11 protein-coding genes are annotated in these 11,935 nt (G+C 69.2%); 9 read left to right on the top strand and 2 right to left on the bottom strand.

The features are described from left to right. A partial coding sequence (locus VB737_RS11730; protein WP_500313159.1) for a glycogen/starch/alpha-glucan phosphorylase occupies window positions 1-1,035 on the bottom strand: 1,035 nt, incomplete at its 3' end. A gap of 134 nt (window positions 1,036-1,169) precedes the next feature. Here VB737_RS11730 and VB737_RS11725 point away from each other — a divergent pair. Together VB737_RS11725 and VB737_RS11720 are read left to right on the top strand one after the other, a co-directional pair. Continuing rightward, window positions 1,170-3,110 carry an NAD-binding protein gene (locus tag VB737_RS11725; RefSeq protein WP_500313157.1) on the top strand — a complete coding sequence of 647 codons (1,941 nt, stop codon included), beginning with the start codon at window positions 1,170-1,172 and terminating at the stop codon, window positions 3,108-3,110. Further along, a complete protein-coding gene (locus tag VB737_RS11720; RefSeq protein WP_500313155.1) occupies window positions 3,107-4,777 on the top strand; it encodes a pyruvate kinase in 1,671 nt (556 codons plus the stop codon). Before VB737_RS11725 ends, VB737_RS11720 begins: the two co-directional genes overlap by 4 nt. 30 nt (window positions 4,778-4,807) lie before the next feature. Here VB737_RS11720 and VB737_RS11715 read toward each other — a convergent pair whose 3' ends face one another. Beyond that, a complete protein-coding gene (locus VB737_RS11715) occupies window positions 4,808-5,092 on the bottom strand; it encodes a DUF7219 family protein (RefSeq protein WP_500313154.1) in 285 nt (94 codons plus the stop codon). A gap of 146 nt (window positions 5,093-5,238) precedes the next feature. Between VB737_RS11715 and corA the strand changes: the two genes are divergently transcribed. From corA to VB737_RS11680, 7 genes are all read left to right on the top strand, one after another. Then, window positions 5,239-6,336 carry a magnesium/cobalt transporter CorA gene (gene corA, locus VB737_RS11710; RefSeq protein WP_500313153.1) on the top strand — a complete coding sequence of 366 codons (1,098 nt, stop codon included), beginning with the start codon at window positions 5,239-5,241 and terminating at the stop codon, window positions 6,334-6,336. A 169-nt stretch (window positions 6,337-6,505) separates the two neighbouring features. Continuing rightward, a complete protein-coding gene (locus tag VB737_RS11705) occupies window positions 6,506-7,540 on the top strand; it encodes a PstS family phosphate ABC transporter substrate-binding protein (RefSeq protein WP_500313152.1) in 1,035 nt (344 codons plus the stop codon). Window positions 7,541-7,557: 17 nt separating this feature from the next. Then, window positions 7,558-8,517 carry a CHAD domain-containing protein gene (locus tag VB737_RS11700; protein WP_500313151.1) on the top strand — a complete coding sequence of 320 codons (960 nt, stop codon included), beginning with the start codon at window positions 7,558-7,560 and terminating at the stop codon, window positions 8,515-8,517. A 77-nt stretch (window positions 8,518-8,594) separates the two neighbouring features. Continuing rightward, window positions 8,595-9,227: a Crp/Fnr family transcriptional regulator PtrA gene (gene ptrA / locus VB737_RS11695; protein ID WP_106222811.1), complete on the top strand. Its 633-nt coding sequence runs from the start codon at window positions 8,595-8,597 to the stop codon at window positions 9,225-9,227. A gap of 44 nt (window positions 9,228-9,271) precedes the next feature. Next, window positions 9,272-9,964, top strand: a complete 693-nt coding sequence (locus VB737_RS11690) for a response regulator transcription factor (protein ID WP_500313149.1) — start codon at window positions 9,272-9,274, stop codon at window positions 9,962-9,964. Continuing rightward, complete coding sequence (locus VB737_RS11685) at window positions 9,965-11,065, top strand: sensor histidine kinase (protein WP_500313147.1); 1,101 nt, start codon at window positions 9,965-9,967, stop codon at window positions 11,063-11,065. A gap of 49 nt (window positions 11,066-11,114) precedes the next feature. After that, on the top strand, window positions 11,115-11,935 hold an 821-nt coding region (locus tag VB737_RS11680), incomplete at its 3' end, for an aminotransferase class I/II-fold pyridoxal phosphate-dependent enzyme (RefSeq protein ID WP_500313145.1).

Here is an 11,935-nt window from a genome sequence, read left to right as displayed (position 1 = left end):
GATGGAGGGGTGGGTGTCGTTGAGCTGGATGGCCCAGTGGTCGGGGAACTCCTGGACGGGAATGCCGCGGGCATCAAGGCTGCGGATCATGTCCTGCAGCGAGCAGCTGACGAAGAAGTGCTGCTGCATCAGCCGCAGGCGCCGTCCCGCATCGGTGCCGTCGTTGGGATAGAGCACTTTCGAGAGGGTTTCCGAGCCCACCTTCTTTTCCACGGCGCCGTAGAAATCGCCGCTGTTGAAGGTCTGGAAGTCAAAGGATTCGGTGGCATCGGCGCGCCAGAGGCGCAGCCGGTTGCAGGTGTTGACCCGATAGCCCAGCACCGGCACGTCGTGGGGAACGCCGATGGCGTGCTCGGCGGGAATCCAGCGCACCCGGTAGGCGCCGTGCTGGTCGCGGTGGCTCTCGGTGCGGCCACCGAAGCCGACCAGACAGGATTTCTCGGGTTGGACGATGTCCCAGGGCCAGCCCCCCTTGAGCCACTTGTCGGTGATTTCCACCTGGTGGCCGTCGCGGATGAGCTGGTCGAAGATGCCGAACTCGTAGCGGATGCCGTAGCCGCTGGCGGGGATCTCGAGGGTGGCGAGGGATTCAAGGAAGCAGGCGGCCAGCCGACCGAGGCCGCCATTGCCGAGGCCCGGTTCCTCTTCCACGTCGAGGATCTCCTCGATGTCGTTGATGCCGAACTGGCGCAGGGCCTCGGCGGCCTCCTGCTGGATGCCGAGCATCAGCAGGTTGTTGCCGAGCTGGGGGCCGATCAGGAACTCGGCCGACAGGTAGGCGACGATCCGCCGGGGGTGGGCCTCGATGGCTTCAAGGCCCGCCAGGTAGCGGGTCATCAGCCGATCACGCACGGCGTAGCTGAGCGCGATGTAGAGGTCGTGGCGGTCGGCTTTCTGCACACGCCGCCCCAGGGAGTAGAGCAGGTGCTCGATCAGACCGTCGAGCAGATCCTGCGCCGTCAGTCCGTTGCGCTGGGGATCGCTGTAGGCGCCGGCTTCGGGGAGACCCATCACGGTGGCCAGGGTGCTTGTCATGCTGGATGGTCACGGGCACCCCTTGACCATCACCAGGGAGGGTTAAGACCCGGGGAACGCCGGAACCCTGCCGGCTTGGGAAGATGGACGGGCCCGCCCAGCTCCCCATTCCTGACCCTGCAGCCCAGTCCGGGGTGGCCCCCACGCCGCTGTCCGCTCCCGGGGCGTCCAGCCAGCGGGAGGGGTCGGTGCTGATCTGCGGCCTCGGATCCCTCGGCCAGGCCTGCCTGCTGCGTCTGCTTCCCTTCGACGTGCCGTTGCGCTGTCTGGACCGTGAGCGGCCGGACTGGCGTGATCCCCGCCTGGAGGAACGCTTCGGGTCCAGCCTGGTGCTCGGCGACATGCGGCTGCCCCACGTGCTCGCCCAGGCCGGGGTTGAGTCAGCCCGTGCTGTGCTGCTGTTGAGCACCGAGAGCACGGTGAACGTGGAGGCGGCCCTGCAGGTGAGGCTGCTCAACCCCACGGCGGACCTGGTGGTGCGCTCCTCCGGCCAGCTGGCCAGCCTCGGGGCCCTGCTGGAGGAGCGCCTGCCCGGGGTGGCCGTGGTCGACCCCCTGCTGCTCACGGCCGGGGCCATCACCGAAGCCCTGCGGCCCGGCGACCAGGAGGCCTGCTTCCGGGTGGATGGCGAGTCCTATCTGGTGGTGGAGGGAAGCGACCCTGCCCGGCGGCAGCAGCGCCCGCTGCGGCAGGACGGCGAGAACCCGGCCCGGCCCCTGCAGGTGGTCCCGATGGGGTCCCATCACCACCGCGCCGCCGAGGCCATTCCCGCCGCCCGGGTCCAGGGCCGCTGGCTGGCCGCGCACCGCAGCCTGGGGGCACCGCTGCGGCGGTGGCGGCAGTGCAGCCCGCTGCAACAGGGCGGGCTGCTGGTGATCCTGGCGTTGCTGGTCCTTGGCCTGACGCTGTTCTCCAGTGGGGGCGGCTGGCGCCAGGGAATGTTCGTCACCCTGTCCCTGCTGAAGGGTGAGTATGTCGACCCGGTGAACGTCATGCTGCCTTCGGAGGATGGCATTGCGGCGGCGTCCCCCTGGCTGATCGGCGTCACCCTCCTCTATTCGCTGATCGGGACGCTGCTGACGTCCGCCCTGGTGGCGGTGATCCTGGAGCGGCTGCTGCGGGAGCGGTTCGGCCTGGGCCGTCCCGGACGCTTCCGGCGGGGCAGCCGTTGGATCCTTCTGGCGGAGGGGGAGGAGCTGGCCGAGCGGGTGGCCGCCAATCTGGTCAGGGATGGCCTGCAGGTGCTGCGGATCGATCCGCGACCCGGGCCGGCGCTGCAGCGGCCGGGGATGGTGGTCGTGCCGCGCTGGGAGGCGGCCCTCGCCGTGCTGCAGCCCTGCCGGCTGGAGGGGATCGGCCTGCTCTCGGTGGATCTGCTGGCCAACCTGCAGGAGACCTTCCAGCTGCAGAAGGCCTGGCCCGACGCCCGCTACGCGATCCTTTCCCATGCGGTCGAGGCGGCCGAGCGGCTCGGCGACCTGCTCGGCGGGGTGGCGGTGATCTCCAGCATGGACCTGGTGGCCGATGCGGTGGTGGCCACGGCCTTCGGCGAGAGGGTCGAGGAGATCTGCCGCATCGATGGGGCCAACCATCTGCTGGTGCGCTACCGGATCCAGCCGGGCGATGGCCTGGTGGGGCGGAGCCTCTGCCGGGTCGAACGGGGCTACGGCGTCACCACCATCCATCTGCTGCGGCCCGGAAGAAGCTCCCCCCTGGTGCTCCCCACCCTTGATCTGGTGCTGGCGGCAGGCGACCAGCTGGTGGTGCTCGCCACTCTGCGCCAGTTGCGGCGGATCGAGCTGGGCTGCCCGGATCCGCCCCGTTGGCGCCTGCGTCTGCAGGGCTCCCCCCGGTCGGAAGGTCGGTTCACAGCGCTTCAGTCCCTGGCCCGGCATCTGGGGGGCGCCCCCGGGGCGATGGCCCCCCTGCTGGATGGAGCCGAGCACCTCACCCCGGCCCTCGACCGGGAGCTGGCCGACCCGCTGGCGGAGGAGTTGCGCCGCCAGGGTGTCCACTGCACGGTGGAACCCGTCGTCGAGGCTGGGGCCAGCGCCAGCGAGGAGCTGCGGCCATGAACGCTCGGGCGCCCACCCCGGACCGCTGGCTGCTCGACACCCTCCAGTCCCTCAGGGCCGCCCTGGAGCGCACCGAGCTGGAGGAGGCGGCCTGCCTGGCGTCGATCCATCCGGATTACCGGCCCAGTGCCCGCAACCTGCTGCATGGCATCGCCTTCCACCGCCACGCCCATCCGGACCTGCCAAGGGCGCTGCGACAACGGGGTCTCTGCCCCCTCACCGATGGCGACGGCCATCTGCTCGCCAGCCTGGAGGCGGTGATCACCGCCCTGGAAGCCCTGGAGGGCCTGGCGGCCACGGTGGAGGCAGGGCCTGATGGGCTGGGGAAGCCGTGTGACCGGCTGTTCGGAGCCCTGACCCCCGGGGGGGTCCCCGGAATCATGGTCACCTTGCCGTCGGAGGCGGCCGAGCAACCCGACCTGATTGCCGAGCTCCTCCAGGCGGGGATGACCATGGCCCGCATCAACTGTGCCCATGACGATGCGGTGGTCTGGAAACGGCTGGTGGAGGTGGTCGCCCGGGCCCGGATGGTCACCGGCCGCCCCTGTGCGATCGCCATGGACCTGGCGGGTCCGAAGTTGCGCACCGGACAGCTGGATCCCCAGCCGGCGGTGCTCCGTGTGCGTCCGCCCCGCGACCGGCTGGGACGCCCCACCCGGCCGGTGCGGTTCCTGGCCGTGCCACCGGGTGCGGGGCCTGCGCCGGCCGATCCCGAGCTGCTGCGGGTGCCGGTGCGGCTGTCGAAGGCGAAATGGTTCAAGGCCGGTGTGCGGCTGCGGGGACGGGATGCCGCCGGCCGCCGGCGGATTCTCACCGTGGTGCGGCGCGTCCCCGAGGGGGTGCTGCTGCGGGCCGGCAGGACCTGCCGCTTCGTGAGCGGCCTGGTGTTCCGCCAACGGCGCGGCAGGGCCCGCCTGGTGGTGGGCCCGCTGGTGCCGGTGAGCGGCGAACGGCTGCTGCGCCCCGGCGATGCCATCCGGCTGACGCCGGAACCGGATCGGGGCGCCGGCACGCTCCCCTGCACCCTGCCGGAGGTGTTCGCGGATCTGCGTCCGGGCGATCGGGTGCTCTTCGACGATGGCCGCATCGGCGGGGAGATCCGGGAGGTGTCATCCCAGGAGGTGCTGCTCACGATCACGTCGGCCCCGGTCAGGGGCCGACGCCTCCGCTCCGACCAGGGGATCCACTTCCCCGACAGCGACCTGCGCACGCCGGCGCTCACCGCGAAGGACATTGAGGACCTGGCGTTCGTGACCCGGCATGCCGACATGGTCAGCAGCTCCTTCGTGCGCAGGGAGTCCGACATCCGGAGCCTGCGCCGCTGCCTGGACGAGCGGGGCGGGGGGGATCTGGCGCTGGTGCTCAAGATCGAAACCCGCCAGGCCTTCCTCAACCTGCCGCGGCTGCTGCTGGCCGCCATGGCCCACGGCGCGCCGGTGGGGGTGATGATCGCCCGGCGCGATCTGGCGATCGAGTGTGGCTGGGAGGCCCTGGCTCCGATTCAGGAGGAGATTCTGCGGATCTGCGCGGCGGCCCATGTGCCCTGCGTCTGGGCCGACGCGGTGAAGGTGCTGGAGGCGATCGCGACAGGTAGCGACCGCAACCATCCCCTGCTCACCGGCCTGGCGTTTCGATGCAACAGTGAACCCGACGAGCCATGGCCATGATGGCCGTCAAGAACCGGACAAAGGAGAGCGTCACCCCTCGGGGGCGTTGAAGAGGGAAGCGCGGGTGAACTTGAGGTTCTTCCAGATCTTCTTGATGCTCGCGTAGGCTTCGTCCTGGCTCATCTTGCCGTTGGCCTGGAGCCCCACGATCAGGCCCACCTGGTCGGCGAAGGTCTCCAGGTTCTGGTGAAACATCAGCCGTTCCGGGCTCCAGTCGTCGCCGCGGTAGCTGCCATGGGCCTCCATCGGGGAAACAACGCTTCTCTCAGGCCGATCGATGTCGGGATTGGAGGCACCCGGGGAGGCTGGATTCATCAATGCAGCGTTACCACAGTCTTGTAGCTTAACCAACGTGGATTAAGGCACCGTAAAGAGGCCGCCCCGACCACGAACCCATCCAGCCACCCATGCGCGCAGGGGCCCGTTGCGGTTGAATCGTGGCAACAACCTGGACGCCCGTGGTGCGACTCACCCCAGGGGCGCTGAACTCCCAGCGCCTGGAACAGCGTCCGGCAGGCCTTCCCACCCATCTCTACGTCCACGGCGGACTCGGGCCCACCCGCACCGATGCGGTGCTGTTTCTCGATTCCGGACCCGTGCGGGTTCCCAGCCCCGCCATCGCCCAGCTGGCCAGCCTGCGCAAGGCTGGAACGCCGTTATGGCTGCGCCTGCAGGGGTTGGGCGATCGCCGCCACATCCAGCAGCTCCTGGATCGCCTGGAGGTGCCGGCGGTGCTGCTGGCCCCGTTGCTGGAGGTGCCCCAGCGGCCCCAGGTGAACGGCCTGGAGGATGTGGTGCTGGTGGTGTTGCACCGGCTCAGCTTCGCCAAGGACCCGGCCCACCTCGTCAGCGAGCAGGTGGGCCTGGTGCTGCTGCCAGGCCTGCTGATCACCCTGGAGGAGGGCTGCGGTGGCGAGCCTTTCCCGGAACTGACCGAATGGCTGCTGTCCAAGTCAGGGTCGCTGGCCGACAGGGACCTGGATGACATTCTGCATTTCGTCATCGACGACCTCCTCGATGATCTGTTCCCCATGCTGGAGGCGATGTCCCAGCGGCTCGATGCCCTCGAGGAATCCTCCCTGCGCAATCCTAGGCCGTTGATCCTGCGGCGCTCCTATGAATTCAGGAGCAACCTGCGGATCATTCGCACCTTGATCTGGCCCCTCCGGCATCAGATCCGTCTCCTGCTCCGCCAGCGCCAACGGTTGCTGGGTACCGAAGCCCTTGAAGGGTTTCGGGACATGGCCGAGCTCGTCGACCAGTTGTTCGAGGCCTGCGGATCGTTGCGGGGCCAGTGCGATGCCATCACCCAGTCCTATGCGGCCAGTGTGGGCAACCGGATGAATCAGGTGATGAAGACCCTGACGATCCTCACCAGCATCTTCGCCCCGCTGACGTTCATCGTCGGTGTGTACGGCATGAACTTCGAGTACATGCCCGAGCTGAAATGGCGCCATGGTTACGCGCTTGTCATGCTGCTGATGCTGCTGATCGCCACGCTGCAGGCCTGGTGGCTGTGGCGGCGCGGCTGGTTCCAGGACTGGACAGGCCAGGGCTGAACCGGCGTCGACCCGACACCGACCGGCCGTTGAGCCGCGCGCGATAGCCACAATCTCTCCTTAACCCAACCCCTCGGCCTTGTGGTGCAGGATCGGCGCAGACCCCTCCCTTCGCCGGTCTTCAACCATGGTCCTGAAGCTGCCTTCGACAGTCCGGTCGAGGGGCTTGATGGTCGGCAGCGGACTCGCCGCCCTCCTCGGTTCCTGGATGGCGCCCCATCTCTCAGCGGTCCCGGCCCAGGCCCAGACGGGCGTTGCTCCTGTCATCCGCATCGAGGGATCGAGCACCGTCTTCCCCCTCATGGAAGAGGCGGCCCGGGCCTTCCAGGGCCGTCCGGGGGCTGGCTCGGTCAGCATCGCCCTGAAGGAAACGGGCAGCTCGGCGGGGATGCGCAGCTTCTGCCGCGGCGAGATTCCGATCAGCAACTCCTCCCGTCCGATCAACAGCAAGGAACTCAAGGCCTGCGCTGCCAGGGGTGTCACCTTCATCGAACTGCCGATGGCCTTCGATGCCATCTCGGTGGTGGTCCACCCCAGCAACCGCTGGGCCAGCCGCATCAGCACAGCGGAGCTGTCCACCCTGTGGAACCGCAAGGCCCAGGGACGGATCAAGCGCTGGAAGCAGGTGAATGCGGCCTGGCCGGATCGACCCATCAGCCTCTGCGGGCCAGGGGCCGACTCCGGCACCTTCGACTACTTCAACAAGGCGATCAACGGCGCCTCCACCAACTCCCGAACCGACTACACGGCCAGTGAGGACGATAACGTTTTGGTACGTTGTGTTGAGAAAAATCCGCTGGCCCTGGGTTATTTCGGCTTTTCGTACTATCGGGCCCAGGCCGCCAAGCTCAAGGCCCTTGCCATCACGGGACCCCGGGGAACCTGGCCGCCGACCATCCCCAACGTGCAGCAGGAGCGCTACGTCCCTCTGTCCCGTCCCCTGTTCGTCTACATCAACGACAAGGATCTAAGGGACCGGCCCGAGGTTCGCCGTTTCATCACCTTCACGGTGCAGCGGGGTTTGCGTTTCAGTGAGAAGGCCGGCGTGATCCCCCTGCCTCCGGATACCTATCGTGTGGCTGAGTCCAAGCTCTATCGCCATCTGATCGGCACCTCTTTCGGGGGGGATCTGCCCATCGGGCTCTCGATCAATGAGGCGATCCGGCGCAGCTTCGAGCAGATCCGTTCGAAATCTCCCCGTTGAGGCCCTCGGCCCCTCCCATGGCCAGCCCGCACGACGACCAACCCTTCAGCAACGGAGCCTTTGCCGTTGATCTGATCGGCCGCTACACCCACAAGCTGGTGGCCCTTCAGAGCCCCGTTCTGGCCGACCGGGACCCCGAGCCCCTGCATCAGATGCGGGTGTCCCTGCGTCGTCTGCGCAGCTGTCTGCAGCAGTTCGGCCCGGCGTTGCGGCTGCCCCGGGCCGTCGCCGATCCCCGGCTGGCCAAGACGGTGCGGCGGCTCGGCATGGCCCGGGATCTGGACGTCCTGCGCCAGCGGCTGGAGCAGGACCTCATGGCTGAGCTGCCGGAGGTGGAGCGCAAGGCCCTGCGGCCGGTGCTGAAGCAGTTGCGGCGTGAGCGGGCCATGGCCTACGAGCAGCTGGTCACAGCCCTGCACAGTGGCGGCTATCTGAAGCTGCTCTCCCAACTGCAGGGCTGGCTGCGGGAGCCCGATCTCACCCCGCTGGGGGCCCTGCCCCTGCGCTCCTGGACCCAGGAGTGGCAGGCTCCGATGGTGGCCGGCCTGTTCCAGCACCCCGGCTGGTTCATCGCCGACCGGCAGGGCGACATGGAGCTCGTCCACGACCTGCGCAAGCGACTCAAGACGGCGCGCTACGGCCTGGAGAACCTCGGTGCCGTCACCGGCTCCCGCTGCCGCCAGTGGATGGCCGAGCTGCGGGACCTGCAGGAGCTGCTCGGCGAGCTCAACGACCTCCACGTCCTGGAGAAGGCGATCGACGACCAGCTGCCATCGGGGCTGGCGCACAGCGTGCCCGTGCTGGAGGCCCTGCTGCGGCGCAGGGCCCAGGCCTGCTGGGAGCAGTGGCGGCAACGGGCCGATGGGCTGATCCTCCCCGAGCGACGCCGCAGCCTCTCGATGGCCCTGCTGGAACGACGCTGCGAGGGTCTGCCGAAACAGGGCCTGCTGACCCCGTCCGCCTTACCAAGCTCTTAACCAAAGCACTACCAGCCCTTTGCCCGTCTGCCGGGTGTCGCTGCATACAGTTCGCTGCATCCGACGCGCTTTCCCCGATGGTATTCACGCCCTCCCGTGAATCCGGCAGCAAGGATGGATTCCGCGAGCTTCTTGAAGCCAACTACCAGAAACGCAGTCTGGTTCATGTCAGTGCCGGCAGCCATGTGCCCCTGTTGAAGAACAACGTCTGGCTCGTGGTTCGTGGGATGGTGAAACTGAGTGCCATCACCATCCACGGTGACGAGATGCTGCTGGGCCTGGCCGGCCCCAACGAGCCCTTCGGCGATCCCCTCAACGGTGTCGAGGCCTACGCCGCCACCACCCTGGCGGACACCGACCTGCTCTGCCTCAGCTGCAGCGAGATCCGTCAGGACGGCACCCTGGCCGTGGCCATGCTGGAGGCCCTCGGCCAGCGCATCCAGCAGAGCCAGGCCCTGCTGGCCCTGATGGGGCTCAAGCGGGTCGATGAACGGGTGCGCGGCTTCCTCGAACTCCTGGCCAGCGAGTATGGCCAGCCCTGCGAATCGGGCCTTCGCCTCAACCTGCGCCTGACCCATCAGGAGGTGGCCAGCGCCCTCGCCACCACCCGTGTCACTGTCACCCGGGTGATCGGCGCCCTCCGCGACGAGGGCTGGTTGCAGCTCGACAGCCAGCGGCGTCTGGTGGTCAGCTATCTGCCACGGCGTTGAGACAGTTCTGGGATCTCCCCGCCGCCGACAGTGATAATGCCGGCATGCATCCTCCGCTCCTGGTCGTCGAGGACGACGAGACGATCCGCGAAACCATCCGCGACGTCCTCGTCCTGGAGGGGTTCTCGGTCACGGCCTGCGGCAACGGCAAGGAGGCCCTGCGCACCCTGCAGGAATGCCCCCCGGGTGAGGAATTCTCCCTCGTGGTGCTCGATCTGATGCTGCCCGGGCTGGGGGGGCTCGATCTCTGCCGCCAGCTGCGCTCCGCCGGCAACCAGACGCCCATCCTGGTCGTCAGTGCCCGCGACAGCGAGACCGACCGGGTGCTGGGGCTGGAGGTCGGCGCCGACGACTATCTGATCAAACCCTTCGGCCTGCGCGAGCTGGTGGCCCGCTGCCGCGCCCTGCTGCGCCGCAGCCGCTCGGTGGATGTGGCCGCCAAGGTGCTCCAGCACGCCAACCTCAGCCTGTTCCCCGAGGAATGCCGCGTCACCCGCGACGGTCTCGAGGTCAACCTCTCGCCGAAGGAGTACCGGCTGCTGGAGCTGTTCATGCAGCATCCCCGCCGCGTCTGGAGCCGCGACAAGCTGCTCGAGCGGGTCTGGGGCTACGACTACTTCGGCGACAGCAAGACCGTCGACGTCCACATCCGCTGGCTGCGGGAGAAGCTGGAGGCCAATCCCTCGGCCCCAGAGCACCTGATCACCGTCCGGGGCTTCGGCTACCGCTTCGGCTGAATGGGGGTTCTGCTGGCGGGGCTGCTGGGGCTGGCCCTCGGGTGGCTGCTGGCGCGCCGCAGCGGCCGGCCCGGCCGATCCCGTTCCGGGCTGTCGCTCCGCCAGCTGCTGCGCTGGATCGGGGACGCCCCCGATGGCTGGTTGATTCTCGACAGCGGCGACCGCATCCAGCTGATCAACCAGCGGGCCGAACGGCTGCTGGAGGCCCCCGGAGCGGGGCTGCGGCGCCAGGAACCCCTCGAGCGGGTCTGCCGGTCGCCCGAGCTGCTGGAGGTCATCCGCAATGCCCGCCGGCGGGAGCGTCCCCAGCGGCTCGACTGGGAGCTCGGCGACCAGCAGCTGGCCGTGTTCGTCCTGCCCGGAGATGACGGCTGGGCGGCCCTCCTGCTCCAGAGTCGTCGTTCGCTCGAAGCCCAGCTGGAACAGCAGGAGCGCTGGGTGAGCGACGTGGCCCACGAGCTCAAGACGCCCCTCACGGCCCTGCTGCTGGTGGGTGACAGCCTGGCCGCCCACGTCAACGACGCCAATGCCGTGCTGGTGGAACGGCTGCAGCGGGAACTGCTGCGGCTGCAGCGACTCGTGGGCGACCTGATGGAGCTCTCCCGGCTGGAGAACACCCTGCCCGAGGTGGTGCGCCGGCGCGGCCGCGTCGACCTGCCCCAGCTGGTGCAGCAGGTGTGGCTCGGCCTGCGGCCCCTGGCCGAGCGGCGTTCCATCCGCCTGGAGCTCACCGCCCAGGGGGACCTGGCGGTGCTGGGGGATGGCTCGCGGCTGCACCGGGCCGTGCTCAACCTGCTGGACAATGCCCTGCGCTACAGCCCGGAGGAGGGCACCGTGTGGGTGGAGATCGAAGCGACGGCGGGCTGGTGCCTGCTGAGCGTGCGCGACGAGGGCCCCGGCCTCAGCGAGGACGATCTCGAGCACATGTTCGAGCGTTTCTACCGGGGTGATCCCTCCCGGGTGCGCAGCGACCGGGGCGGCAGCGGCCTGGGTCTGGCGATCGTCCAGCAGATCGCCGTCACCCACGGCGGCCGCATCCAGGCGTCCAACCATCCCGGGGGCGGGGCGGTGATGGAGCTGCTGCTCCCGGCGGTGGCCTGAGATGGGGTGGCCTGAGATGGAAAGGCCAGCTCCCGAAGCCGCGGGGCGGATGGCCGCAGTGCCCGATCCGGTGATCGCCCAGGTGGGGGCCCTGATGCGCCAGCGTCCGGACGCCCTCACCCTGGCCCAGGGCATGGTCAGCTGGGCGCCGCCGGAGGCGGTGCGCCAGGCCGTGGGCCGGTCGCTGGCGGCTGCCGACCGGCGGCTTGACCGCTACGGGCCGGTGCAGGGTGAGGAGGCCCTGCTGGAGGCGGTCCGGCGGGAACTCAGCGAGGTGCGGGGGCTGGATCTGGAGGGCAGTGACCTGCTGGTGACCGCGGGCAGCAACATGGCCTTCAGCGCCATCGCCCAGGTGCTCTGCGACCCGGGCGACGAGGTGCTGCTGCCGCTGCCCTTCTACTTCAACCACGCCATGGCGATCCGCCTGGCCGGCGGCGTGCCCGTGCCGGTGGCGGCGGGGCTGGTGCCCGATCCCGAGCGGCTGGCGGCGGCGATCACCCCCCGCACCCGCGCCATCGTGACGATCTCCCCCAGCAATCCCAGCGGCCTGGTGACGCCGCCGGAGGTGCTGGCGGCCATCAACGCCCTCTGCCACCGCCACGGGCTGCTGCACGTGAGCGACGAGGCCTATGCCGATTTCATCCATGGGGCGGTGCCCCATCAAGGTCCCGGCCGGCTGCCGGGCAGCGGGGGTCACACGGTGTCCCTGTTCTCCCTCTCCAAGGCCTACGGCATGGCCGGCTGGCGGGTGGGCTACGCGGCAGTGCCTCGCCAGCTGAGGGGGGCCCTGGCCAAGGTCCAGGACACGGTGCTGATCTGCCCGCCCCTGGTGAGCCAGTGGGCGGCGCTGGCGGCCCTGGAGGCCGGTCC

This window comes from Synechococcus sp. BA-120 BA3 (assembly GCF_034931285.1).
Taxonomy (GTDB): domain Bacteria; phylum Cyanobacteriota; class Cyanobacteriia; order PCC-6307; family Cyanobiaceae; genus Cyanobium.
This window is presented reverse-complemented; position numbering and strand designations above follow the sequence as displayed.